Below are 23,731 nucleotides of genomic sequence, written 5' to 3' on the forward strand. Positions count from 1 at the left end.
CCTCGAAGAAGGAGACTGTCATGGGTTTCATCCTTGACATGCAGGACCTGGACACCCCCGAGGCCCCGAGCAACGCGATGGCGTCGGGTGGCGGCGGCGGTGGCGGCTCCACGACCGCGTCCAACGCGTCGCTGCTGCTCCCGTGCTCGCACTCCACCGTCAGCCTGCTGGCCTGCTGACATCGCCTCAACTGAAACACCGCGGTGAGTGAGCGGCATAGGCGAAGTATGCCGCTCACCCGCCAACTGCAGGGCCCGGCAGCCGGCCAGCTGTCGGGCCCTCGCTCATGATGCGCCCTCACGACCTCCGGAGGAACAGCCGATGGCCAAACCCGGTGACGTCCTGCTGTTCTCCGCGGTCCGGCGCGACTTCCGCCCGTGGCTCCTGCTCCTCAACGCCGCCGTGGCGACCACCGGCGGCCTGCTGATCCCCACGGCGCTCGCCAGCGCCGTGGACATGGCGTTGAGCGGAAAGTTCGTGCTGGTCACGGTCCTGTGGCTGCTCCTGCTCGCGGCCACCGAGATCGTCGGTGACGCCATCGGCATCGTGCTCGCCGCGAGCATCACCTCCCGCGCGACCGCGTGGCTGCGCAAAAAACTCTCCCGGCACCTGCTCGCGCTCGGCCATCCGTCCCCGTTCGCCGCCGGTGACGCGGTGAGCAGGGTGACCGGCGACTGCGGCAACGCGGGCAGCGTCGTGGTCACGCTGATGTCGCTGATCATCACCGTGGTGTCCTCGGCCGGTTCGATCGTCGCCCTCGCGTTGCTGGACTGGCGGCTCGCCGCGGTGTTCGCGGTGAGCGTGCCGCTGGCGATGCTGCTGGTCCGCACGCACATGCAGCTCACCGCCGACGACGTGCTGGCCTACCAGCAGGTCTCCGGTGAGATCTCGGCCCGCCTGCTCGACGCGGTGTCCGGCAAGCGCACGATCGCCGCGGCGGGCATCGCGGGCCGCGAGGCCGGACGGGTGCTGCACCCGCTCCCCCGGCTGGCCGCGGCGGGCGCGGGCATGTGGCGCACGCAGGCGAAGATGATGTGGCGAGCGGGTCTGCTGCTGCCGGCCGTCGAGCTGGCCGTGCTGGTCGCCGCCGGTTTCGGCATCCTCGAAGGCAGGCTGACCGCCGGTGACGTGCTCGCGGCGCTCGGCTACACCGCGCTCGGCATGGGCATCGTCGGCCAGCTGCCCCAGCTCACCGTGCTGGAACGCACCCGTGCGTCGGCGACCAGGATCGCCGAGGTCCTGGACACCCCGATCACCGGACGTCCTGCCGTCGCGGCTCCCCGGCACGGTGCCGCGCTGGAACTGCGCGGCGTCACCGTCGAGGGCGCGCTGCACGACGTCGACCTCGTGGTTCCCGCGGGCGCCTTCTGCGCGGTCGTCGGCAGCTCCGGCGCGGGCAAGTCGACGCTGGCCGCCGTGCTCGGCGGACTGTCCGCTGTGGACTCCGGCGAGGTGCTGCGCGACGGCGAGGTCGGGTACGCGTTCGAACGTCCGGCGCTGCTGGGCACGACGATCGGCCGTTCCATCGGCTATGGAACGGATTCCGGCGCGATCGAGGTGCGGGACGCGGCCGTCGCGGCGCAGGTGCACGACGTGCTGATCCGTTTGCCGCAGGGCTACGAGACGCCGGTCGCCGAAGCACCGCTGTCCGGCGGTGAGGCGCAACGGATCGGCTTGGCGCGCGCGATCGTGCGAGATCCGGAGCTGCTCGTGCTGGACGACGCGACCGCGAGCCTGGACACCGTGACCGAGGCCAAAGTGGACGCCGCGATCACGACGGCGCTGTCCGGCAGGACGCGTGTGGTCGTGACCCACCGCCCGGCGACGGCGGCGCGGGCGGACCTGGTGGTGTGGCTGGAGAACGGCAGGGTGCGCGGCACGGGAACGCACCGGGAGCTGTGGGACGACGACGACTACCGAGCCGTGTTCACCGGGGGCGAGTGATGCGTTTCTACCTCTCCACGCTGGCAGGACACCGTCGCGGTGTGCTGATCCTGCTCGGCTGGTCGATGCTCGAGGGCATCCCGGCGTTCTTCGGCGGCAGGCTCGTCGGCACCGCCGTCGACCAGGGCTTCGCCGCGGGCAAGCCGACGAACGGTGTGCTGTGGCTGCTGGCCTTCGCCGGACTCGCCGTCGCGGGCGCCCTGGGTCAGCGGCAGGTGTTCGCCCGCCTCGGCGGCGTCGTCGAACCCATGCGCGACGCGCTGGTCACCCGGATCGTCAGCGGTGTGCTGGACGACCCGTCCCACCGCGGGACGCCGGACGCCAGCGCGGTCGCGATGATCACCCGGCACGTCGAGGTCGTCCGCGACGCCACCGCGGGCGTGCTGATCCAGGCCCGCGCGCTGCTGGTCACGACCGTCGCCGCGCTCGTCGGTCTGGCGACCACGGCCACCGCGCTCATCTGGCTCGTGGTGGCGCCGATCCTGCTCGCGCTGGTGTTGTTCGCCCTCATGTTGCCCTCGCTGGCCAAGCGGCAACGCGACGCGGTGATGGCTGACGAGCGCACCGCGGAAGCCACCGGCTCGGTGCTCAGCGGGCTGCGCGACGTGGCGGCGTGCCACGCGGAGACCGAAGCGCTGCGGGACGTCGCGGACCAGGTCGACCAGCAGGCCAGGGCGACCGTCGTCGTCGCGTGGGCGAACTCGTTGCGCGCCACGGTGATCGCGATCGGCGGTTTCGCCCCGATCGTGCTGTTGGTGGCGTTCGCCCCTCCGCTCGTCGCCTCCGGCCGGCTGACCACGGGCGCGGCGCTGGCGGCGGTCGTGTACCTGACGAACAGCGTGAACCCGGCGCTGCACGGCCTGGCGCGCACCACCAGCACCGTGGTGATGCGCCTGATGGTCGCACTCAAACGACTCCAGGAAGCCGCACCGCGTTCGACCGGCGACGCGGGTGAGGCGGTCCCGTCCAACGGTGAGTTCGTGCTGCGGGACGTCACGTTCGGCTGGAGTCCCGACGCGGAACCGGTCGTGCGCGGCCTGTCGCTGGACCTGCGGCCCGGCGACCACCTGGCCGTGGTCGGCCCGTCCGGCATCGGCAAGTCCACAATGGCCAGTCTGCTCACCGGCCTGATGCCGCCGGACTCCGGCCACGTCCTGTTCGGCGGCGCCCCCGTCGACCAGGTCGTTCCCGCGGTGAGGCACCACGCGATCGCGCTGATCCCACAGGAGACGTACCTCTTCACCGGCACCGTGCGGGAGAACCTGGCGCTGCTCGCGCCGTGCGCGACCGACGAGGATCTCACCGACGCGGTGAAAAAGGTCGGTGCCGAACCACTTCTGGACAGGCTCGGCGGCCTGGACGCGACGCTCGGCCACGCGGGCGAAGGACTTTCCGCCGGTGAGGCGCAGCTCCTGGCACTCGCGAGGGTCTACGTGACGTCCGCGAGCATCGTGATCCTCGACGAGGCGACCTCACACCTCGACCCCGCCGCGGAGGCCCGCGTCGAACGGGCTTTTGCCCGAAGGGACGGAATTCTCGTCGTCATCGCGCACCGGCTGAGCTCGGCGTTGCGCGCGAACCGGGTGCTGGTCATGGACGGCGGCAAGCCGCTGCTGGGCGCCCACGAGCACCTGCTCAAGACCTCGGCCCTGTACGGGCAGCTCATGCTGGCCTGGGATCCGACGCACCACGAGGAAACCCCGCTACCCAAACGGTAGCGGGGTCCACTCAGGACTCATCCAACGCGGTGCAACCAGGTCACCGGCGCGCCGTCTCCCGCGCGGCGGAACGGTTCCAGCGCGTCGTCCCACGCCGCGCCGAGCAGCTCGTCCACGCCGTGGGCGAAGGACTCACCACCACGGGATCTGGCTGCGAGAGCACGGAGCTGATCCTCGTTGACCACGATGTCGCCGTTGGCCGACGTGCGGGCGTGCCACAGCCCGAGAACGGGAGCGAAGCAGAAGCGCTCGCCGTCCTGACCGGGGGACGGTTCCTCGGTCACCTCGAAACGAAGCATTGGCCACGCGCGCAGCGCAGCCACGAGTTTCGCGCCGGTGCCGGCGTCTCCGGTCCATGCGCATTCAGCGCGCAACTGGCCTGGTGCCGCGGGTTGCGCTGCCCACCTGAGGTCCACTCGGTCACCGAGGGTGCCCGAGATCGCCCACTCGACGTGCGGACAGACCGCAGACGGCGACGAGTGGACGTAGACCACGCCACTGGTGCTGCCACGGGTGCTCACTGCTGACCTCCGCTACTCGACGAGGGACGTCTTCCCCTACGCCTTTGCCGAGTGAGGTGATCACCGTGAAAGCCCGCTTGCTGCATTCTGCCTCGACTTGAGGCATGTCCGCCATAAGAACCAGCTCGATCATCACCCGACCGGGGCAGATACAGGTCTTAAGTCCCGATCTCCCCGGCCGAGTGATGCGTGATCGTGATCTACAGAGCGTTTACCGCGGCGACGACGTCGACCAGACCCGTGCCCTTGTCGAACGACGAGGTGTAGGGGCCGACCGGCGTGTACCCGGTGCCGTACTTGTGGGCCGTCGACTTGAGCGCGCGCTCGATGTCGGCGGGCGTCGCGGAAGGCTTGGCCCCGAACAACTGTGCGACGATGCCGGCGATCTGCGGAGCCGCCATCGACGTGCCGCTGATCGTGTTGTACGTGCCGAGATCGAGCAGGCCGGGGCCGTTCTGCGGCTTCAGGCCGGTCGAGCAGATCGGCAGGTACAGGCGGCAGGCCGACACGATGTTCTCACCGGGCGCCGAGATGTCGGGCCACGTGGCCGAGTTCGACGCGAGGCCGCGCGAGGAGAAGTCGGACAGCGCGCCGTCCCTGGTTCCGGTGCCCTGGTCGTTGTAGGACGCCACCGAGATGACGCCGGGCGTCTGGTCCTGACCGGGCGGGTTGGACAGGTTCGTCGTGCCGTCGCCGCCGTCGTTGCCGTTCGCCCACACCACGACGACGCCCTCGGCGACGAGCTGACGCTGCAGCTTGACCGTCACCGACGCAGGGTCGAACGCACCGCCGCCAGATGGACCATAGGAGTTGTTGATGACCTTGATCGGCGGGCACGTCGCGGCGGGCACACCGGCGCCGCACGGGGCGTTGTGGTTCTCCAGCACCCAGTTCAGCGCGGCGTCCGCGCCGAGGATGAGGATCGCCGCACCCGTCGAGATCACGACGCCCTTCGCTCCCGGTGCCGAACCGCCGACCTGCGTGCCGTCGGCGAGCTGGTACGGGGTGCCGATCGCGATGCCGGTGACGTGCGTGCCGTGGCCACCCAGCGAGGTCGTGTCGGTGTCGACGAAGTTCGGGACCGGCACGATGCAGCTGGTGTCGGTGGATCCGTCGGCGGCGCACAGGCTCTTCAGGTTGCGGACGATCTTGCCGCCGGCGAACGCCGGGTGCGTCGGGTCCACCCCGGAGTCGATCACCGCGACCGAGACGCCGGCTCCGGTCAGCCCGGACGCCTGCTGGGCCTCACGGCTGCGCGTGGCGACGGTGCCGGAGGAGCCCAGGAACTTGGCGGGCTTCGCGATCTCGACGTTCGTGACGCCCGGCTCGGCGCGCGCGGACGAGATCTGTGTCGACGTGCCGCGTGCGGCTACGACGCCGATCTTGCGGAAGCTCGTGAGCTTCTGCAGACCGGCCGCCTCCACCGCGCTCTCGGCGGAGGTGAGATCAGTGCCGTGGACGTACACCGTGGATGCCGTCTGGGCGGCCCCGACAGGGGTAGAGGCGGCCACGAGCACTACAGCGAGCAGGGCGGCGCGTTTGAACATGGACCCTCCGTGAACATAGGCAGGCAATCCAACTAACGAGTGATCCACTTATCGGTGACGGGTGTCACGCAACGTCTCGACTGGGTGCGGTTGACCGACCCCGGACCGCTACCGTGTCCCCCCGTGCGGAAAGGTGTGGTCTCGTGCGGCTGATCCGTCTGGGCGCTGAACCCTCGGCCATTGGGGCGGACGTCCGTGCCGCCCTCACGGCGTGCGGCGCGGGTGCGGAGGTTCTCGGCGGCGTCGCGCTGACCGGCGTGCAACCACCCGACTGCCCGGTGCCGCTCGACGCGATCGTCGTGCTGCCCAAGGGTGTTCTGGTGATCGTCGGCGTCGACCTGCCCGACCCCGCGGTGAAGCTCGAGGCCCCGCTCGGCGGCCAGTGGAAGATCGACGGCTGGCCCCTGGTCTCCCAGGACGGCGCGCCGAACCCGGCGACAGAGGCCGTGGCGGCCGCGACCGCCGTGGCGCAACGGATCCAGGCGATGCGCGCGGAACCGTTGCCGGTCAGCACGGTCGTGGCGGTCGGCCCGTTCGTGAGCCAGGTCGTGCAGCCGACGGTCGACCTCAACCGCGGCGTGCGGGTGCTGCACCCCAAACCGTCCACTGTGCTCTCCGCGGCCCGCGAGCTCGCGACGTCGACGGTGCCGTGCACGGCGGACCACGCGGTGAAGCTCCTCGCGATCCTGCAGAACACCGGCACGCCACCGGAGGCGCGGTCACTGCTCGCCGAGGGCTTCAGCGACGCGGTCTCCCCCGACCTCGCGTCGGCCAGCACGATGCTCATCCCGAAGGTCAACGCCAAGCCGCTCGTGCCGCGCAAACGCTTGCCCTGGCTCTACGTGACGGCGGGCGCGCTGGTCGCGCTGATCCTGCTCGCGTGGCTGCTGGTCGCGCTGCCCGGCGACGACAAGCCGGCCGACGCGACGCCGGCACCGTCGACGACGCAGCCCACGACGGTGGTCGTCGACGGCACGACGTTCGTGCCGAAGGAGATGAAGAAGGACAAGGACTGCCAGGCACCGGCGTTCGGCGACGTCAAGGCGTGGCTGATCGCGAACGAGTGCGGCGAGGTCCTGCGCGCCACCTACGAGACGACGGTCAAGGACAAGCAGGCGAGCGTCATGGTCGTGGACCTGGACCTGTTGGACGCGCCGAGCGCGAAGGCGTTGCACTCGGTCGTCGCCCAGCCGGGTTCGGGCGGGGTGAACGGGCTCGACGGCAAACCGCTGGAGAACGCGGCGTTCGCGAGCAGGCTGAAGGGTAGCCACGTGCAACTGGCGTTCGTGGTGTGGTCCGGCGGTGCGGGCGACCAGTCGCTCGACCCCGTCGCCAAGCAGGCGTTGCGGCTGCCCGCCACCCGTTAGAAGGTGGAGGCATGATCGGACAACTTCGCTCTGTGGTGCTCGACTGTCCTGATCCCGCCGAGCTGGCGTCGTTCTACGAGAAGCTGCTCGGCGCCGAACGCCAGGCGGGCGGTGACGAGACCTGGGTGGTGATCGTCGCGAACGGCACGCGGCTGGCGTTCCAGCGTTCCGGCGACTACCGGCCGCCTGCGTTCCCCGACCCGCACGGCTCGCAGCAGTTCCACCTCGACGTGCTGGTCGAGGACGTCGAGGAGGCGGAACCGAAGGTGCTGGAGCTCGGTGCGCGGCTGGTGAAGAAGGACAACGACGACACGTTCCGGGTCTACGCGGACCCCGTCGGGCATCCGTTCTGCCTCGTGTGGCTGCCTTAGATCACGCCTACTGTGGGCCGCATGGACTTCGACGTCATCGTCATCGGTGGTGGCCCCGTAGGTGAGAACGTGGCGTGGCGGACGGCCGCCGGTGGCCTGTCCACCGCCATGATCGAGAAGGAGCTGGTCGGCGGCGAGTGTTCGTACTGGGCGTGCATGCCGTCGAAGGCGCTGCTGCGGCCCGGTCACGCACTCGCGGCCGCCCGGCGTGTGCAGGGCGTGAACGCGGGATCGCTCGATCCCGCCGCGGTGCTGGAGCGGCGCACCGGCTTCACCTCGAACTGGGACGACAGCGGCCAGGTCAAGTGGGCCGAGTCGGAGAACATCACGGTCATCCGCGGCGACGGCGAGGTCACCGGCGAACGCGAGGTCACCGTCGGGAACGAGGTTCACCGCGCACGTCAGGCCGTGGTGGTGTGCACCGGCAGCGTGCCGAAGATGCCGCCGCTGGAAGGCATCGCCGACACTCCCGTGTGGACATCGCGTGACGCCACGTCGGCGCGCGAGGTGCCGGACTCGCTGGTGGTGCTGGGTGGTGGCGTCGTCGGTGTCGAGATGGCGCAGGCCTGGGCGCGACTCGGGTCGAAGGTGACGCTCGTGGTGTCCGGCGACCGGCCGTTGCCGCGGCTGGAGGAGTTCGTCGGGCCGCTGGTCGTCGAGGGCCTCCAGGAGGACGGCGTCGAGGTGCTGCTGGGCGCCCGCGCGTCGGCCATCGCGCCGGGTGCGCTGACGTTGCAGGACGGCAGGGTCGTGAAGGGATCGGAGATCCTCGTCGCGACCGGGCGCGTGCCGGCGACCAAGGACGGCAAGCCGCTGACCATCGACGACTCCGGCCTGGTGTCCGGTGTGGACGGACGGTGGCTGTACGCGGCGGGTGACGTCACCGGGCGCGCGTTGCTGACGCACCAGGGCAAGTACCAGGCGCGGGCGGTCGGCACGGCGATCCTGGAGCGCTCACGAGGGTTCGAGCCCAAGCAGTGGTCGGCGGGCCAGGCGTGGGCGGATCACGTCGCGGTGCCGCAGGTGGTGTTCACCGACCCCGAGGTGGCGTTCGTCGGGCACACCGCAGAGGAGGCGCGCAAGGCCGGCCGGGACGTGAAGGTGGTCGACCTCGACATCGCGGTCGCCGGGTCGTCGCTGCACGCGGACGGGTACCGCGGGAAGACGCGCATGGTCGTGGACGAACGGACGCGGACGCTGGTCGGCGTCACGTTCGTCGGTCAGGACGTGGCCGAGCTGCTGCACTCGGCGACGGTCGCGATCGTCGGCGAGGTCACCGTGGACCGGTTGTGGCACGCGGTGCCCTCGTACCCGACGATCAGCGAGGTCTGGCTGCGGATGCTCGAGGCCTACGGTCTCTGAGTCCGCTCCTGGGGCTCGTCGAGCACTGGTCGCAGCACCCTCGTGAGCAGTTCGTTCGCCGTGCCGGCCACGTACGCGCCGTCCTCGGGGCCGACCCGTTCGGCCAGCTTGAACAGCGCGTCCGCGGTCTGCACGGCGATCCGGAACGTCAGCACCACCGGGGCGCCGCCGGGCGCGCCGAACCGGTTGACGAACATCTCGGCGAGCCGTTCCGCCATCAGCTCGTACTGGTCGACGCTGGCATCGAGCCGGTGGCTGTCCAGCATGTCGCTGAACCGCACCCGTCCGAAGCCGGGCACCTCGCCCACCATGCGCGTGTACACGGCGACGACCTGGGCCATGGCCTCGCGCCACGTGTCCGCGATCAGATCGGTGGCGAAGAGCTCCTCGACCTCGCGGAGATAGGTCTCCATCCCGCGAAGTGCCAGAGCGTGCACAACGGACCGTTTGTCGGGAAAGTACTGATAGAAGGAACCAATGGGCACTCCGGCCACATCGACGATGCGCGCGGTCGTGATGTCGTCGTAGTCGTATTCGTTCAGCAGGTTCGCACAAGCGTCCAGGATCGCTGTGACAGTTGCCGCGCCACGCTGTTGCACCGGCTGACGACGCATCACCCTGGCTAACCTGCCTTTGGCCGGGTCTTCATGCACTCGGACATCTTTATCCACAAGAGTGCGTCAGCCCAAGCACAGGTTCCTGACAGGTTTCAGCCAGGATCTCCACGCCGTTTGCGGTGAACTACCCAACCGAAGTCGACAAGACAGACAACGGCGAGTAGCAAAAGCAGTATCCCGAGCCACAAGAGGTCAGCTCGCAGTGCCAGCCACCCGGCCACCGAGTTGAAGACCAGGCCGAATCCGGCGAGCCACAACCGCAGCGTCAACGCACTGCGCGGCGGCGCCGGGGGTGGCAGGTAGTCGCTCACGTCACCCGGTTTCCCGCAGCAGCGGCGTCTCAACCCGGCGCAGCGGGCGGGGAGGTTTCGTCACGTAAGGCCGGACGAGCCGCGTGAGTGCCAGACCGGGGGCGATGAGCGGGACGACGGCGGTGAGCACGGCGGCCGTGATGCCCGCTCGCACCACGTCCTTCGGCATGACGGCGACGCGGTCGACGACGAACGCGCGCCGTCCGGTCAGCGACACGACCGCGAGGACGACCAGGAACACCACCATGCTGAGCATCGCCCGCTGGACCGCGTGCTCGTACCCGGCGGCCTCTCCCGCGACCAGCACCGCGAACCACCCGGCGAGCGCGGGCAGCTGCCCCTGTTCGGTGGTCGCGGCCCAGCTCAGGCCGCCGAGCGTGGCGAGCCAGACGAGACCGTCTCTGCGTTCCTGCGCCCACGCCGACGCCGCGTCGAGGGGAATGCCGGTCCAGGCGAGCACGCCGAGCGGGCTCGGCGGGTCGGCGGCCAGCTGGCCGAGCACCCAGGCGAGCGTCCACGCGGACACCAGCACCGCGACGACGAGCTGCCACCTGGGCCGGCGCACCACGCAGCGGGCGAGCCGGACGATCTCCGCACGCGTCATACCCCCACCTTGCCGCCTGCGGGTGGTTTGCGGAGAAACGTCACCCCAACGCTCACCCGCACAGCGCACTTCCAGGCGTGTTCATCACGCAGCGCTATCCACGATCGGGGGACAGATCTTTTCTATGCTGAGTACATGAGCATTGATCAGCTTCTGCATCTGCCCAGCTACCTGATGCTCCAGCTGGTCAGGGAAGTCCGCCGGCTGGCCCGCAACGAGCTCCGCGGGCCGCACGTGACGGTCCTCGCGTGCCTTGCCGAGCAGGAAGCGGTGGCGCAGAAGCGGATCAGCGACCGGGTGCAGATGGATCCCAGCGACCTCGTGGCGGTGCTCGACGATCTCGAGCAGCGCGGGTTCGCCCAGCGCAGGAGGGACGAGCGGGACCGACGGCGGTTCACCGTGTCGATCACCGACGAGGGCAGAGGGGCCCTGCGGGAGCGGATGGAGACGGCGAGGGCTCACGAAGACGAGCTGCTGGCGCCGTTGACGTCACAGGAACGCGTCGAACTCACCACACTGCTGCGGAAGGCGTACCTGCATCACGCGGATATGCGTGTAGATTAGACAGTCTGCGCTCGCACGACTGGGGTGCGGGCAGGCTGCGCTTTATGAACTGCAGTGCAACTCAGGATAAAACCCGATGTTGCATCGTAACGAGAAAAGAGGCAAGTTGTCAAGCCCCTCCGATGACCTCCGGCTCGCCGAAATGGAGCCGGAGCAGGAATACGTGGCCATGTTGTACGGCCGGCTCGACGACCTCCGCGAACAGACGTCGAAACGACTCGCACAATCGTTGCGACAAACCGGCGGCACGCACCAGATGCGGTCCGAGCGCGACACCTCCGTCGCGATGTACACAGATCAATTGGCTCAGTACAGCGCGGTGGAGAACGGACTCGCGTTCGGCCGGCTCGATTTCCACAACGGTGACCGCTTCTACATCGGACGAATCGGTCTCTTCGACGAGGACAAGGAATACGAGCCGCTGCTGATGGACTGGCGAGCACCCGCCGCCAGGCCGTTCTACCTCGCCACCGCCGCCTCGCCCGACGGCGTGCGGCGGCGCAGGCACCTTCGGACGCGTTCGCGCAAGGTCATCGGTCTCGACGACGAGGTGCTCGACATCAACTCGGTCGAGCCGTCGCGCAACGAGGGGCTGACGGGCGAGGCGACGCTGCTCGCCGCGCTGAACGAGTCGCGCACCGGCCAGATGAGCGACATCGTCGCGACGATCCAGGCCGAGCAGGACATCATCATCCGGTCCGAGCTCAACGGCGTCGTCGTCGTGCAGGGCGGACCGGGCACCGGCAAGACCGCCGTGGCCCTGCACCGCGCCGCGTACCTGCTGTACACGCACCGGAGGCAGCTGGCGAAGCGCGGCGTGCTCGTGGTCGGCCCGAACACGACGTTCCTGCGCTACATCAGCCAGGTCCTGCCGTCGCTGGGCGAGACGGGCGTCCTGCTGTCGACGGTCGGCGAGCTGTACCCGAACCTGACGGCGACGGGCCGCGAGTCCGCCGCGGTGGCGGCGATCAAGGGCCGCCTGGAGATGGCGGACGTGATCGCGGCGGCCGTGCGTGACCGCCAGGAGGCGCCGTCGTTCGTCGAGATCCGCTTCGACAACGACGTGCTGCGCCTCGACCGGCGCGCGATCTCGGACGCGCGCGGCAGGGCGCGCCGAACCCGCCGCCCGCACAACGAGGCCCGCCGCACGTTCGCCCGCGAGATCATCTCGACCCTGGCCTCGATGGTCACCTCACGACTCGGCGGTCACCTGCTGGACAAAGCGGACGTCGACGACATCCGCCGGGAGCTGCGCGAGTCCGAGGAGGTGCAGGCCGCGATCTCGTCGCTGTGGCCGGTGCTGACGCCGTTCTCGCTGCTGTCCGAGCTCTACGCGAACCCGAAGCGCCGCAACCGCGCGATGTCGAAGTTCACCCGCGAGGAACGCGATCTGCTGCAGCGTTCTTCGGACGACTGGACCCCGGCGGACGTGCCGTTGCTGGACGAGGCCGCCGAACTGCTGGGCGAGGACGACACCGAGGCCAAGGCCCGCGCAGAACGCCAGCGCCGCCAGGCCATCGAGTACGCGCAGGGCGTCCTCGACATCCTCGACCTGGAAGACGACGCGGACCCCGAAATCCTGATGGCCACGGACCTGATGGACGCCTACCGCCTGGCCGAACGCCACGGCGTGGACCGCTACGAAACGGCGGCGGAACGCGCCGCCGCCGACCGCACCTGGACGTTCGGCCACATCATCGTGGACGAGGCCCAGGAACTCTCGGCGATGGCGTGGCGAACCCTGATGCGGCGCTGTCCGTCGAAGTCCATGACGGTGGTCGGCGACATCGCGCAAACCGGCGACATCGGCGGCGCCACCTCGTGGGGCTCCGTCCTGTCCCCCTACGTGCAGAACCGCTGGCGCCTCACCGAACTGACCGTCAACTACCGCACGCCGGCCGAGATCATGGAGGTGGCCGCGGACGTGCTCGCGTCGGTGGACCCCACCCTGGTACCGCCGACGTCGGTACGCGAAACCGGTGTGCCGCCGTGGGTTTCGCGCGTGCCGTCGTTCGAGGCAGGCGTCCCCGCGCTGATCGCGGACGAGGTGTCAGCCGTCGGCAACGGCAAGATCGCGGTGATCGTCCCTGGGGCGCTGCTGCAGTCCGTCGGCTCCGCCGTGGTCGCGGCGGTGCCGGGATCGTCGATGGGCAACGACCTGGAAGAGGCCCAGGTCGTGGTGCTCGGGGTGACCGACGCGAAGGGCCTGGAGTTCGACTCGGTCGTCGTCGTGGATCCGGTGGGGATCCTGGAGGAGTCGCCGCGCGGGGCTTCGGATTTGTACGTGGCTTTGACCCGTGCGACGCAGCGACTCGGTGTCGTGCACACCGGCACGTTGCCCGATGTGCTGGCCCGCCTGAAGGACTGACCGCTCGGAGGCCTCCTCGAGGAAACGATCCGCGCTCGTGCGACGACAACCGCATGAGCGTGGAACCTCAGAGGGGGCCTTTCGTTGCCGAGCATCGAGTCCGCAGTCCTCCGTGTCGTCGTCGACGTGAGCAAGCAGCTCACGCCGCACCTGTCCGAAAAGCTCCCGCTGCCGCCGGTGCAGTTCCCGGAGCGGGAGACCAAGGCGCTGCTCGCCGAGCTCGGAGCCGATGCGGGGAAGCTGCTGTGCTACCTCGACTCCCCCGACTTCGCCGCGGTGGCGACGCAGCTGCGGGTCAACGGCACCCTGGGCGAGGTCGCGAAGGACCAGCTGCACCAGGGGCTGCGGCTCGCCGGGCTGGGCGACCGGGTGCTGCTCGACCGCTGCGTTGAAATGCTGCACCAGGTGGTGCTCAGCGCGTTCGACGGAGTGCGCCGTCAGATCGGCGCACACGAGAGCTCGATCTCCTCCGGTGACCTCTTCGTCGCCGGTTCGGAGAACAGCCGCATGCTGATGCGGCTCAAGTCCCTCACCGAGTTCCACAGCTTCGCCTCGGACTTGCGCAGTCAGGTCGCGGCCCTGCACAACAGCATCCGGCTGCCCCACATCGGGGTGAGCCGGGCCGTGCCGTACGACGAGCTCTACGTCCAGCCGAGCCTTCACCCGCTGAAGTGCCGGCTCGGAAACCCCGGCGACCGCACTGTGATCCTCGGCGATCCGGGTGCGGGCAAGTCCACGCTGGCCGCCAAGCTCGCCCACGACATCGCGGCCGACGGCACCGGACGCGTGCCGTTCCTGCTGGTGCTGCGCGAGTTCACGGGGTCGTTCGCCGAAGGCGGCCGTGACCTCCTGCGCTATTTGGAAATGGTGTGCCACGCTCCCTACAACGTCCAGCCACCGCGGGACGGCGTCGAGTACCTGCTCCGCAACGGACGCGCGGTCGTGATCCTCGACGGCCTGGACGAACTGGTCCGCACCGAGTTGCGGCGCCGGTTCGTCGCGCTGGTGGAAGGGTTCGCGCACCGGTACCCGCTCGTGCCGATCGTGGTGACGGCGAGAGAGATCGGCTACTCGGAGGCGCCGCTCAGCAGTCAGCTGTTCGCGCAGGAGCGGATCAACGAGTTCGACCCGGACCGGATCCAGGAGTACGTGCGCCGGTGGTTCACGCTCGACGAGGCGACCTCACCGGCCGACCGGGCACGGCTCGCCGACGCGTTCATGACCGACAGCGCCCGGATCCCAGAGCTGCGCTGCAACCCCCTGCTGCTGACGTTGTTGTGCGCCATGTATTCCAGCGACCGGTACCTGCCGCGCAACATGGCCCAGGTGTACGAGCGGTGCGCACTGATGTTGTTCGAGCAGTGGGACGCCAAGCGCGAGATCGACGTGCCCTTGTCGTTCGAGGGCCGGTTGCGGGGCTCCGTCCAGCACCTGGCCTGGCAGCTGTTCACCGCACCGGAGTCGGGCAAGGCCCAGCCCCGCACCAGGATCGTTCGGATGCTCACCGAGTACCTGCACTCGAAGCTCGACGACGTGGACGAGGCCGTCGCCACCGCGGAGAGGTTCCTCGCGTACTGCACCGGACGCTCGTGGATCCTGACCGACGTCGGCGCGACGCAGGTCGAGCCGCAGTACGGGTTCACCCACCGCACGTTCCTCGAGTACTTCGCAGCGGAGCATCTCGTGCGCACCCACCGAACAGCGGCCGAGCTGTGGGAGGCGGTGCGGCCCAACGTCGACCAGTGGGACGTCGTCGCCCAGATCGCCCTCCAGCTCTACGACCGCAACGTCGAAGGTGGCGTGGACGAACTGCTCACCGAGGCGACCAACCCGGAAGGACTGGGTTTCGCCACAAGGGCTCTGCACTACGTGCATCCCGCCAACCGCACTGTCCGATCCATCGCAGCCGCCGCGACGGACTGGGCGGTGGGGTTCTCCTTCGACGAGCGCGTCGGCGAGCAGTACGCAGTCGACGACTCGCCCATCCTCAGTTGCCTGTTCACGTCGTCCACCGCCAATCGGCCGATCGCCGAGCAGGCCGTCGCGGACTGCCTGAGCGAGCACATCCAGCGCGGCGCGTTCACCGCAGCGTTGATGCTGGACACCATCCACCAACCTCACTCACGTCCGGAGTCGCGCTGGGCCGAGATCCAGCGCGAACTGACCGTCCGGCACCACCGGAAGCTCGTCGAACTGTGGTGCGACGCGCCCTGGGCGGGAGGCGCCTTCCCCCTGACCGAACCGGATCTCCTTTCCGAGATCATCCGGCGCTCCGGTGTGGAACCCCTGTACCTGAGTTGCGCTTGCGCGGGCAGCGATTTCAGGAGCGTCGCCGAACTGCAGCTGGCCAACGCCGAGCTGACGATCCCTCAGGCAGATGCTGCGGCAACCGCAATGGTCGCGGCTCCAACGCCGTGGCTTGCCAGTCCGTTGCCCTGGCGGTTGCGTTGGCGCGCCGAGTACGCCAACTACACCGACCCTTTTCGCATGCTGCTCGCACTGCCGATGCTGGAGTTCCTCCAGTCGGCCGCCACCAGCAGAGAACTCCCCGTGGCGTGGGTCGACCAGCGTGACGCGCGTCAGTTCCTCATGCGCTGGGTGAGCGGTGAAGTCAGCGTGCTAGCGCCAGACCCAGCGCAGCCGCCCCCGCCCCCAGCGCCACGCTGACCACGACGTTCATCAGCGCCAGCCGGTACTTCTCCTGCTCCAACAACTTCACCGTCTCATAGCTGAACGTCGAATACGTCGTGAGCCCACCGCAAAACCCGACCCCGAGCAGCGGCATCCAAGACGTCCCAACGAGAAACCCGATGAGGAAGCACCCGACGACGTTCACCGTCAAAGTCCCCCAAGGGAAATCCGACGTGTGCCGCGACTGCACGAACCGATCGAGCAGATACCGGCACGGCGCCCCAAGCGCAGCCCCGAGAAACACAGCAAGCACGGTCATCGCGTCACCCGCAGCCCGAGAAACGCCGCAAGCACAGCAAAAACCGGCGTCAGCCAGAGAAACACCGTGCCGCCGACCGCATACGACGAAAACGTCGTGAACCCGCCCATCAGCCCCACCCCGAAGAAGGCACGCACCAACGGCCGAGGCACCAGCCCCATCAACACGCCGATCAGGAACGACCCGAGCACGTTGATGACGAACAGCCCCAACGTGCCCGGCACGAGCAGCGACAGCCCGTAGCGCGCCACACCACCGAGCCCGCCACCGACCGACACCAGTGCCACGAACGGCAGGTGCAGCTCGGTGCGTTGGGCGGGGACGTGGAGGTCGACGTCCGGGTCCACGGGGTCAGGTTGTTGGTTCGGCAAGGTGCTCGACCAGGTGGTTCAACGCCGAAAGCGCGCGCACGACGTCCTCACGCTCCGAGGGCGCCAGCTTCGACAGGGCGGAGCCGATTCGCTTCTCGTGTTCGCGCTGCCAGACGAGGAGCTGTTCGTGTCCACGTGGTGAGACGGACAGTCGCGCTACCCGTCTGTCTTTGGGGTCTCCGCCGCGCACGACCAGGCCCGAGTCGATCAGCTGGGAGACCAGGCCGGAGACCGTGTTCGGGGCCAGACGGAGGGCGCCGGCCAGATCACCGACCTTCATCGGCGGGCGTTCTGCGAGGGTCTGCAGCAGCTCTACCTGCGCCATCGGCAGGGATTCCCACGGCCAGTCCGCACGGATGCTCGTCCGCAGCGCCCGGCGCAGGCGAGTGACGACGTCGGTGAGTGTGCGGGCTTCGTCTGACATGCGGAAATCTTACTGAACGCAGAGCAATAGCTCTGGGTCAGATATAATCTGGGTACGATGAACTGGTTCGTCACGGAGTCCCCCAGACCGGCGTGGATCGCCCGCCGGTCGTACGCGCCGTGGCTCGTCATCGCGACCGTCTGCTTCGGGGCGTTCATGGGGCAGCTCGACGCCTCGATCGTCACGCTGGCGTTCCCGGCGATGAGCGCGCACTTCGGCGGCGATCCCGAGTGGATCTCGCTGAGCTACCTGATCACGCTCGTGGCGCTGCTCGTCCCAATGGGCAGGATCGCGGACCGGGTCGGGCGCAAGATCGTCTACATCTACGGCTTCGCGTTGTTCACCGGTGCGTCCGTCGCGTGTGCGTACGCGCCGAGTTTCGACGCCCTCGTCGCGGCCCGGATCGCACAGGCGGTGGGGGCGGCGATGTTGCAGGCCAACAGCGTCGCGCTGGTCACCACCGCGGTCGCGCCCGAGCAGCGCAGGCGTGCGCTCGGCGTTCAGGCCGCGGCGCAGGCGGCCGGGCTCGCGGCGGGACCGTTGCTCGGCGGGTACCTCACCGAGCACCACGGGTGGCAGGCCGTGTTCGCGATCAACGTGCCGATCGGGGTCGTCGCGATGGTCGCGGGGCACTACCTGTTGCCCCGCACGAAGACCAAGGCCGAGCGGGCGAGGCCGAACTGGAAGGTCCTGCCAGGACTGGCCGGCGTGCTGCTCACCTACGCCGCGTTGTTCGCGCCGATGACGTTGCTGCCGTTCACCATGAACCAACCGTTGGCGCACATAGGGTTCACGACGGCCGCGCTACCGCTGGGGTTCGCCATCGCGGCGACCACACTGCACAGGCCGGGCATCGCCGTCGGTGCGCTGATCACCGCGGTCGCGGTGGTTCTGCCTGTGCCGCTTGTGTTTCAGCTCGTCACGGCCGGCATCGGGCTCGGGATCATCGCGCCGGCCTGCACGAAACGCGTCATGGGCGCCCTGCCGGAGGCGTCGGCGGGGGTCGGGAGCGGGCTGGTCAACGTCGCTCGAGGACTCGGCACCGCGCTGGGCGTCGCCGTGGCCACGGCGCTGATTCACGCTTTTCAGTAGCCTGGGCCCATGTCTGAACAGGTGAGCTGGGTTCCGGAAGGCCTGGACACGGGGATGCCGAGCGCTGCTCGTCTCTACGACTACCTGCTGGGCGGCGGGCACAACTTCGCGGCGGACAGAATGCTGGGTGAGAAGTTCCTGCGGGCCCAGCCGAACGCCCGCACGATCGCTCGGCTGAACAGGGCGTTCCTGCGCAGGGCCGTGCTGTTCATGATGGACAACGGCATCCGCCAGTTCCTCGACCTCGGCTCCGGCATCCCGACTGTCGGCAACGTGCACGAGATCGCTCAGAAGGCCGACCCGGAAGCCCGCGTCGTGTACGTGGACTTCGAGGAGGTCGCGGTCGCGCACAGCCAGCTCATCCTGGAGGGCGACCCGCGCGCGGAGATCGTCCAGGAGGACATGACCAAGCCCGACGCCGTGCTGAAGGCGGCGCGGGAGACCGGTCTCCTCGACTTCACGCAGCCCGTCGGTGTGCTGACGGTGGGCGTCTTCCACTTCGTGCCACCGGAAGCGGACCCGAGTGCGATCCTCGCGGCGTACCGCGATGCCGTGCCGCGGGGCAGCTACCTCGCGTTCTCGCAGTTCACCCAGGACCTCCAGCCCGAGGAGATGGCCGGGATCGTCGAGGTGATGAAGAAGAGCCAGAACCCGATGTTCCCCCGCACGATGAGCGAGGTCGAAGGGCTCTTCGGCGGGTTCGAGCTCGTCGAGCCCGGCATCGTGCCGCTGCCGTTGTGGCGCCCGGAGGGCACGAACACCGATGATCCGGACAAGGCGGGCATTTATGCCGCTGTGGGCCGCAAGGTCTGACCCTCGTTGATGTTGGCCAAGGGGCGGGGAATCCGTACGCTCTGTGCACAGAATGGAACTTCCGGAGCTCGCCGCCCGCTGGATGCACGCGCTGACGTCAACTGCGTACATCCCGCTGTCCCGCGCCGAAATCGAGCAGGCTCTGCTCGAGTCGCTGCGGGAGCTGCCGGAGTCCCCTGAATCGGTAGCCAATCGATTGGTGTCACTGCACGCAACCGGCCCTGACTCCCTGAGTGCCACGATCGAGCTTCTTTCGCCCACGTTCGAACTACCTGTGCTCGCCCGGTTGAGCTCCGCGTACGCGCAGGCCATGCGGATGGACGCGTTCGACCAGCAGGAGCAGATCAAGGTCGCCATCGTGCGGGCCAAACAGCGGGTCGAGCGCACGCTGAAGGTCAGCCAGGCGCGGTTCCAGGAGGTGTTCGCCTCCTCCGCCCTGGGCATCGCGATCACGGACTTCGACGGCAGGTGCGTCGAGGCGAACGACACGCTCGCCGAGATCGTGGGACTGGAGTCTGGCGCCGACCTCACCGGGCGGCAGCTGATCGACTTCTTCCACCCGGAGGACAGGACCGCGCTGGCGTCGTCGTACCGGCAGGTGCGCGCCGGGCACGTCGACAGGTTCCGCGACCAGCGCAAACTGATCCGCGAGGACGACGAACCGGTGTGGGTGCACCTCGCGGCCTCGCTGCTGCGCGACGCGGACGGCGAGCCCACGCACCACGTCACGATGGTCGAGGACATCAGCGAGCTGCACCTGTTGCAGCGCAACCTGGACCACCAGCTGCTGCACGACTCGCTCACCGGCCTGTCGAACCGCCAGCACTTCGCCACGCAGGTCGAACGGCGCCTCGACAGCCAGGCGGTCACGTTGTACCACCTCGGACTGGACGCGTTCTCGGTCGTCAACAACGGCCTGGGCCACGACACCGGCGACAAGCTGCTCAAGATCGTCGCGAACCGCCTCGGCCGGCTCGCCGCCGAGAAGAACGCCGTGGTGGCGAGGATCGGCGGCGACGAGTTCGCGATGATGACGATCTCGGACAACGTCACCTCGACCGTCGAGGAGATCCAGGACGCGCTCGCCGAACCGACCTTTGTGGACGATCACGGCATCGCGCTGTCGGCGAGCATCGGCGTGGTCGACCGGCCACCGGCGTTCGCGACCGCGGCCGAGCTGATGCGGTGCGCCAACGCCGCGCTGCGCCAGGCGAAAGCACGCGGCAAGCGGCAGTGGGCGTTGCACGACCCGCACGACGACGCCCGCCGCCGCGGCAAGTACGCGCTGGCCGCGTCCATGCCCGGTGCGTGGGAGCACGGCGAGATCGAGATCGTCTACGCGCCGGTGCACGACCTCGAGACCCGCGAGGTGCTCGGCGCCGTCGCCCGCCTGCACTGGGACGACCTGAGCCACAACGACACGATGGCGCTCGCGGACTCGACGGGCCTGTCGCTGCCGATCGGCAGGTGGCTGCTGCGCGAGGCGTGCGCGCAGGCGGCGAGATGGGTGGAGGAGTTCGGTGACCGGGCGCCCACGCTGCACGTCGCGTTGGGCGCCTTGCAGTCTCGCGACGAGGACCTGGTCGCCGACGTCAAAAGAGCGCTCGACGAAACAGGCCTGCCGCCGGAACGGCTGCGGGTCGCGCTCGACATCTCGTCGGTGCTCGCGGGCGACGACAACGCGGCGGTACTGCACGACAGCGGCATCGTCACGGCGCTCGACGGCTTCCACGGCGGGCACGACGAACTGGCCGTGCTGGCCGAGGTGCCGGTCCGCGCGGTGATCACCCGCGCACCCGCACCCGACCCCGACTCCCCGCTGCGCCAGGCGATGCGCGACCTCATCGCGACCGTGCACAGCTTCGGCGTGCGGTTCGGCGTCGACGAGGTGCACACGCTCACCGACGCCGAGCACTGGCGGTCCATCGGCGCGGACGCCGTGATCGGGCTGCTGCCGGCTCTGACCGCGGCTGAGGTGACGGAACTGCTGACTACAGCGCCTTCACCGCCGCCAGAAGCTTCGTGAGCGAGTCCTTCGCGTCACCGAACAGCAGCGTCGTCTTCGGGTTGTACAGCAGCTCGTTGTCCACGCCCGCGAAACCGGGCCGCATCGACCGTTTCATGAACACCACGGACTTCGCCCGGTCCACGTCGAAGATCGGCATGCCGTAGATCGGGCTGGACGGCTCGTCGCGCGCACCGGGGTTCACCACGTCGTTCGCGCCCACCACCACGGCCACGTCGACCGAGGTGATCCCGGGGTTGACGTCGTCGAGCTCCTTGAGCTGCTCGTACGGCACGTCCGCCTCTGCCAGCAACACGTTCATGTGCCCCGGCATGCGGCCCGCGACCGGATGGATCCCGTACGACACCGACACCCCGCGCTTCTCCAGCTGCGACACGAGCTCGCGCACGGCGTGCTGCGCCTGCGCGACAGCGAGTCCGTACCCGGGCACCACGACCACGTTGTTCGCGTAGCCCAGCAGGATCGCGACGTCCTCGACGGTGCCGGACTTGACCGTCCGCTGCTCTTCCCCCAGCGCTGCAACGGGAGCGGCCTTGAACGCACCGAACAGGATGTTCGCGAGCGACCGCCCCATGGCCTGCGCCATCAGCCGGGTCAGGATGGTGCCGGACGCGCCGACGAGCGTGCCCGCGACGATCAGCAGCGTGTTCGCCAGCACGTACCCGGACGCGGCGACCGCGAGACCGGTGAACGCGTTGAGCAACGAGATCGCGATCGGCACGTCCGCGCCACCGACCGGCAGCACGAACAGCACGCCGAGCGCGAGCCCGACCGCCGCCAGCAGCCACAGCAGGAAGCCGGTCGGGGACACGATCGTCAAGGCGCACAGGACAACCGAGGAGGCACCGGCCGCGATCGCGAGCTGCTGTCCCGCCGGCAGCAGCACCGGACGGGTCGTCATCAGTTCCTGCAGCTTCAGGAACGTCACCACCGAACCGGAGAAGCTGACCGAGCCGATCAGCACCGTCAGCACGGTCGCGAGCCGGAACATCACACTGCTGTCCGGGACCGCGAAGAACTCGGCGAGCGCGACCAGGGCGGCCGCCGCGCCACCGACTCCGTTGAACAGCGCCACCATCTGCGGGATGGCGGTCATCTTCACCGACCGCGCCGCGGGAATGCCCACGACGACACCGAGTGCAACCGCGACCAGGATCCACAGTCCGTTGTGGACGACGCCGTGGACGTACGCGGTGACGACGGCGACCAGCATGCCGAACGCGCCGATGAAGTTGCCGTAGCGCGCGTACTTGGGCGAGCTCAGACCTTTCAGCGCCAGGATGAAGCACAGCGCGGCGACGAGGTACATCAGCTGGACGATCATTTCTTGAACATCTCCAGCATCCGGTCCGTCACCACGAACCCGCCCACCACGTTGACCGTGGCCAGGAACACCGCGAGCAGCCCGAGCACCATCTCCAGAGTGCTCTCGGCGGACCCGGTGATCAGGATCGCGCCGACCAGGATCACGCCGTGGATGGCGTTCGCACCGGACATCAACGGCGTGTGCAGGATCGTGGACACCTTCGAGACCACCTCGAAGCCCACGAACACGGCCAGCACGAAGATCGTCAGCAGGTCGATCACGGCAACTCCTTGCGGATCTGACCGTCGTGGGTGAGGCAGCAGCCGTCGAGCACCTCGTCGTCGAGGTTCGGCAGCACGGCCCCGTCCACGATCATCAGCTTGAGCAGGTTGAAGACGTTGCGCGAGTACAGGCGGCTCGCGTGCACCGGCATCGACGACGGCAGGTTCAGCGCGCCGTGCACCAGTACGTCACCGACCCAGATCTCTTTGCCCGCAACGGATCCGGCGTAGTTGCCGCCGGACTCCGCGGCCAGGTCGACCAGCACCGAGCCGGGTGCCATCGCCTTGAGCATGTCGGTCGTCACGAGCACCGGGGCCTTGCGGCCGGGGATCGCGGCCGTGGTGATCACGACGTCGGACGCCGCGACGTGCTCGCCGATGAGTTCCCGCTGACGTTCGAGGAACTCCTCGGACTGCACGGACGCGTAGACGCCGGACTGCGTCTCCAGGTCCAGTTCGAGGAACTTGGCGCCGAGGCTGCGGACCTCCTCGCCCGCGGCCTTGCGCACGTCGTAGGCCTCGACGACGGCGCCGAGCCTGCGCGCGGTCGCGATGGCCTGCAGACCCGCGACACCGGCGCCCAGGACCAGCACCTTGGCCGGCGGCACGGTGCCCGCGGCGGTGGTGAACATCGGCAGGAAGCGCGGTAGTCGTTCGGCGGCCACCAGGACCGCCCGGTAGCCCGACACCAACGCCTGCGAGGACAGGGCGTCGGCGCTCTGGGCGCGCGTCACCCGCGGCAGCAGGTCGAAGCTGAACGAAGTGACGCGGCGCTCGCGGTAGACCTCCAGCAGGTCCCGCTCGCCGCCGGGCTGCAGGAAGCTGATCGTGACGGCGCCGGGCTTCAACCGTGACGCCTGCTCGACGGTCAACGGCTGCACGGACACCACGACGTCGGACTCCGGCGTCGGGTCCTCGGGCGTCACGGTGGCCCCGGCCGCGCGGTAGGCGGCGTCGAGGGCGTGCGCGTGACGGCCGGCGCCCTCATGGACGTGCACGGTCAGTCCGGCATCGACCAGCGACGACACCGTTTCCGGTACGCAGGCGACGCGACGCTCGGCGGGCCGCGACTCTGCGGGTGTTCCCACTCTCACCGTACGCACGTTACGCGATCAAAGGTGACCTGGGCCACATCACAGTTGCCAGAAGCGCGCCCCCTCCACAGGGCCGAACA

23 protein-coding genes are annotated in these 23,731 nt (G+C 69.1%); 12 read left to right on the forward strand and 11 right to left on the reverse strand.

The genetic code is table 11. The features are described 5' to 3' along the window. Positions 1-20: 20 nt before the first annotated feature. The 3 genes from AOM45_RS50700 (at position 21) to AOM45_RS10050 (ending at position 3,662) form a co-directional block, all read left to right on the forward strand. Positions 21-179, forward strand: coding sequence for a SapB/AmfS family lanthipeptide (locus AOM45_RS50700; protein ID WP_156094277.1), 159 nt, complete (start codon positions 21-23; stop codon positions 177-179). A 142-nt stretch (positions 180-321) separates the two neighbouring features. After that, entirely contained in the window at positions 322-1,944 is a 1,623-nt protein-coding gene (locus tag AOM45_RS10045; protein ID WP_030472184.1) for an ABC transporter ATP-binding protein, read from the forward strand. Next, positions 1,944-3,662, forward strand: coding sequence for an ABC transporter ATP-binding protein (locus AOM45_RS10050; RefSeq protein ID WP_051784478.1), 1,719 nt, complete (start codon positions 1,944-1,946; stop codon positions 3,660-3,662). Before AOM45_RS10045 ends, AOM45_RS10050 begins: the two co-directional genes overlap by 1 nt. 17 nt (positions 3,663-3,679) lie before the next feature. On the opposite strand, the gene AOM45_RS10055 is transcribed toward AOM45_RS10050, so the two are convergent. Next, positions 3,680-4,183 (reverse strand): DUF3145 domain-containing protein, encoded by a 504-nt coding sequence (locus AOM45_RS10055; protein WP_030472182.1) that lies wholly within the window; start codon positions 4,181-4,183, stop codon positions 3,680-3,682. A gap of 200 nt (positions 4,184-4,383) precedes the next feature. Then, entirely contained in the window at positions 4,384-5,730 is a 1,347-nt protein-coding gene (locus tag AOM45_RS10060) for a S8 family serine peptidase (RefSeq protein ID WP_081902614.1), read from the reverse strand. A 143-nt stretch (positions 5,731-5,873) separates the two neighbouring features. Here AOM45_RS10060 and AOM45_RS10065 point away from each other — a divergent pair, with 143 nt between their 5' ends. Genes AOM45_RS10065 through AOM45_RS10075 form a run of 3 tightly spaced genes read left to right on the forward strand, consistent with a single transcriptional unit; the run spans position 5,874 to position 8,830 of the window. Next, positions 5,874-7,097 carry a hypothetical protein gene (locus AOM45_RS10065; protein ID WP_030472180.1) on the forward strand — a complete coding sequence of 408 codons (1,224 nt, stop codon included), beginning with the start codon at positions 5,874-5,876 and terminating at the stop codon, positions 7,095-7,097. 11 nt (positions 7,098-7,108) lie between these two features. Then, positions 7,109-7,468 (forward strand): VOC family protein, encoded by a 360-nt coding sequence (locus tag AOM45_RS10070; RefSeq protein WP_030472179.1) that lies wholly within the window; start codon positions 7,109-7,111, stop codon positions 7,466-7,468. A 21-nt stretch (positions 7,469-7,489) separates the two neighbouring features. Next, complete coding sequence (locus tag AOM45_RS10075) at positions 7,490-8,830, forward strand: dihydrolipoyl dehydrogenase family protein (RefSeq protein ID WP_030472178.1); 1,341 nt, start codon at positions 7,490-7,492, stop codon at positions 8,828-8,830. Here AOM45_RS10075 and AOM45_RS10080 read toward each other — a convergent pair. The 3 genes from AOM45_RS10080 to AOM45_RS10085 form a co-directional block, all read right to left on the reverse strand. Continuing rightward, on the reverse strand, positions 8,818-9,444 hold the full coding sequence (locus tag AOM45_RS10080; protein WP_030472177.1) for a TetR/AcrR family transcriptional regulator: 627 nt from the start codon (positions 9,442-9,444) through the stop codon (positions 8,818-8,820). The genes AOM45_RS10075 and AOM45_RS10080 overlap by 13 nt on opposite strands. A gap of 95 nt (positions 9,445-9,539) precedes the next feature. Then, positions 9,540-9,758, reverse strand: a complete 219-nt coding sequence (locus AOM45_RS52730) for a DUF6343 family protein (RefSeq protein ID WP_236703275.1) — start codon at positions 9,756-9,758, stop codon at positions 9,540-9,542. 1 nt (position 9,759) lies between these two features. Then, on the reverse strand, positions 9,760-10,362 hold the full coding sequence (locus AOM45_RS10085; protein ID WP_051784477.1) for a hypothetical protein: 603 nt from the start codon (positions 10,360-10,362) through the stop codon (positions 9,760-9,762). Positions 10,363-10,497: 135 nt separating this feature from the next. On the opposite strand from AOM45_RS10085, the gene AOM45_RS10090 reads away from it, so the two are divergent. The 3 genes from AOM45_RS10090 (at position 10,498) to AOM45_RS10100 (ending at position 15,961) form a co-directional block, all read left to right on the forward strand. Next, positions 10,498-10,926: a MarR family winged helix-turn-helix transcriptional regulator gene (locus tag AOM45_RS10090; protein ID WP_030472175.1), complete on the forward strand. Its 429-nt coding sequence runs from the start codon at positions 10,498-10,500 to the stop codon at positions 10,924-10,926. A 76-nt stretch (positions 10,927-11,002) separates the two neighbouring features. Further along, on the forward strand, positions 11,003-13,294 hold the full coding sequence (locus AOM45_RS10095) for a HelD family protein (protein ID WP_169774294.1): 2,292 nt from the start codon (positions 11,003-11,005) through the stop codon (positions 13,292-13,294). 126 nt (positions 13,295-13,420) lie between these two features. Next, the gene (locus AOM45_RS10100) at positions 13,421-15,961 is read left to right on the forward strand and encodes an NACHT domain-containing protein (RefSeq protein ID WP_156094276.1); all 2,541 of its coding nucleotides are present in this window, start codon (positions 13,421-13,423) and stop codon (positions 15,959-15,961) included. Here the strand turns inward: AOM45_RS10100 and crcB are convergent. Genes crcB through AOM45_RS10115 form a run of 3 tightly spaced genes read right to left on the reverse strand, consistent with a single transcriptional unit; the run spans position 15,906 to position 17,039 of the window. Then, a complete protein-coding gene (gene crcB / locus AOM45_RS10105) occupies positions 15,906-16,244 on the reverse strand; it encodes a fluoride efflux transporter CrcB (protein ID WP_030472172.1) in 339 nt (112 codons plus the stop codon). The genes AOM45_RS10100 and crcB overlap by 56 nt on opposite strands. Beyond that, positions 16,241-16,591 carry a fluoride efflux transporter FluC gene (locus tag AOM45_RS10110; RefSeq protein WP_051784476.1) on the reverse strand — a complete coding sequence of 117 codons (351 nt, stop codon included), beginning with the start codon at positions 16,589-16,591 and terminating at the stop codon, positions 16,241-16,243. Before AOM45_RS10110 ends, crcB begins: the two co-directional genes overlap by 4 nt. Before the next feature lie 4 nt (positions 16,592-16,595). Beyond that, positions 16,596-17,039, reverse strand: coding sequence for a MarR family winged helix-turn-helix transcriptional regulator (locus AOM45_RS10115; RefSeq protein ID WP_030472170.1), 444 nt, complete (start codon positions 17,037-17,039; stop codon positions 16,596-16,598). A 57-nt stretch (positions 17,040-17,096) separates the two neighbouring features. Here AOM45_RS10115 and AOM45_RS10120 point away from each other — a divergent pair, with 57 nt between their 5' ends. Genes AOM45_RS10120 through AOM45_RS10130 form a run of 3 tightly spaced genes read left to right on the forward strand, consistent with a single transcriptional unit; the run spans position 17,097 to position 20,970 of the window. Further along, positions 17,097-18,131 carry an MFS transporter gene (locus AOM45_RS10120; RefSeq protein ID WP_051784475.1) on the forward strand — a complete coding sequence of 345 codons (1,035 nt, stop codon included), beginning with the start codon at positions 17,097-17,099 and terminating at the stop codon, positions 18,129-18,131. Positions 18,132-18,140: 9 nt separating this feature from the next. Beyond that, on the forward strand, positions 18,141-18,944 hold the full coding sequence (locus tag AOM45_RS10125) for an SAM-dependent methyltransferase (protein ID WP_030472168.1): 804 nt from the start codon (positions 18,141-18,143) through the stop codon (positions 18,942-18,944). Positions 18,945-18,996: 52 nt separating this feature from the next. Next, positions 18,997-20,970 carry a putative bifunctional diguanylate cyclase/phosphodiesterase gene (locus AOM45_RS10130; RefSeq protein ID WP_051784474.1) on the forward strand — a complete coding sequence of 658 codons (1,974 nt, stop codon included), beginning with the start codon at positions 18,997-18,999 and terminating at the stop codon, positions 20,968-20,970. Here the strand turns inward: AOM45_RS10130 and AOM45_RS10135 are convergent. From AOM45_RS10135 to AOM45_RS10145, 3 genes are read right to left on the reverse strand one after another with little or no spacing between them, the layout of a single operon-like run. After that, positions 20,936-22,294 carry an NAD(P)(+) transhydrogenase (Re/Si-specific) subunit beta gene (locus AOM45_RS10135; protein WP_030472166.1) on the reverse strand — a complete coding sequence of 453 codons (1,359 nt, stop codon included), beginning with the start codon at positions 22,292-22,294 and terminating at the stop codon, positions 20,936-20,938. The two genes, AOM45_RS10130 and AOM45_RS10135, sit on opposite strands and share 35 nt — an antisense overlap. Further along, the gene (locus tag AOM45_RS10140) at positions 22,291-22,557 is read right to left on the reverse strand and encodes an NAD(P) transhydrogenase subunit alpha part 2 (protein WP_030472165.1); all 267 of its coding nucleotides are present in this window, start codon (positions 22,555-22,557) and stop codon (positions 22,291-22,293) included. Before AOM45_RS10140 ends, AOM45_RS10135 begins: the two co-directional genes overlap by 4 nt. After that, positions 22,554-23,651 carry an NAD(P) transhydrogenase subunit alpha gene (locus tag AOM45_RS10145; RefSeq protein WP_051784473.1) on the reverse strand — a complete coding sequence of 366 codons (1,098 nt, stop codon included), beginning with the start codon at positions 23,649-23,651 and terminating at the stop codon, positions 22,554-22,556. The genes AOM45_RS10140 and AOM45_RS10145 overlap by 4 nt, the downstream gene beginning before the upstream one ends. Positions 23,652-23,731: the final 80 nt, after the last annotated feature.

The sequence above is a fragment of the Lentzea aerocolonigenes genome (assembly GCF_000974445.1).
Taxonomy (GTDB): domain Bacteria; phylum Actinomycetota; class Actinomycetes; order Mycobacteriales; family Pseudonocardiaceae; genus Lentzea; species Lentzea aerocolonigenes.

Bases quoted from the DNA above. Each gene is read 5' to 3' on its own strand.
- AOM45_RS50700 (WP_156094277.1), top strand. From the start codon at position 21: ATGGGTTTCATCCTTGACATGCAGGACCTGGACACCCCCGAGGCCCCG.
- AOM45_RS10045 (WP_030472184.1), top strand. From the start codon at position 322: ATGGCCAAACCCGGTGACGTCCTGCTGTTCTCCGCGGTCCGGCGCGAC.
- AOM45_RS10050 (WP_051784478.1), top strand. From the start codon at position 1,944: ATGCGTTTCTACCTCTCCACGCTGGCAGGACACCGTCGCGGTGTGCTG.
- AOM45_RS10060 (WP_081902614.1), bottom strand. From the start codon at position 5,730: ATGTTCAAACGCGCCGCCCTGCTCGCTGTAGTGCTCGTGGCCGCCTCT.
- AOM45_RS10070 (WP_030472179.1), top strand. From the start codon at position 7,109: ATGATCGGACAACTTCGCTCTGTGGTGCTCGACTGTCCTGATCCCGCC.
- AOM45_RS10075 (WP_030472178.1), top strand. From the start codon at position 7,490: ATGGACTTCGACGTCATCGTCATCGGTGGTGGCCCCGTAGGTGAGAAC.
- AOM45_RS10080 (WP_030472177.1), bottom strand. From the start codon at position 9,444: ATGCGTCGTCAGCCGGTGCAACAGCGTGGCGCGGCAACTGTCACAGCG.
- AOM45_RS10085 (WP_051784477.1), bottom strand. From the start codon at position 10,362: ATGACGCGTGCGGAGATCGTCCGGCTCGCCCGCTGCGTGGTGCGCCGG.
- AOM45_RS10090 (WP_030472175.1), top strand. From the start codon at position 10,498: ATGAGCATTGATCAGCTTCTGCATCTGCCCAGCTACCTGATGCTCCAG.
- AOM45_RS10095 (WP_169774294.1), top strand. From the start codon at position 11,003: ATGTTGCATCGTAACGAGAAAAGAGGCAAGTTGTCAAGCCCCTCCGAT.
- crcB (WP_030472172.1), bottom strand. From the start codon at position 16,244: ATGACCGTGCTTGCTGTGTTTCTCGGGGCTGCGCTTGGGGCGCCGTGC.
- AOM45_RS10115 (WP_030472170.1), bottom strand. From the start codon at position 17,039: ATGTCAGACGAAGCCCGCACACTCACCGACGTCGTCACTCGCCTGCGC.
- AOM45_RS10120 (WP_051784475.1), top strand. From the start codon at position 17,097: ATGAACTGGTTCGTCACGGAGTCCCCCAGACCGGCGTGGATCGCCCGC.
- AOM45_RS10125 (WP_030472168.1), top strand. From the start codon at position 18,141: ATGTCTGAACAGGTGAGCTGGGTTCCGGAAGGCCTGGACACGGGGATG.
- AOM45_RS10130 (WP_051784474.1), top strand. From the start codon at position 18,997: ATGGAACTTCCGGAGCTCGCCGCCCGCTGGATGCACGCGCTGACGTCA.
- AOM45_RS10135 (WP_030472166.1), bottom strand. From the start codon at position 22,294: ATGATCGTCCAGCTGATGTACCTCGTCGCCGCGCTGTGCTTCATCCTG.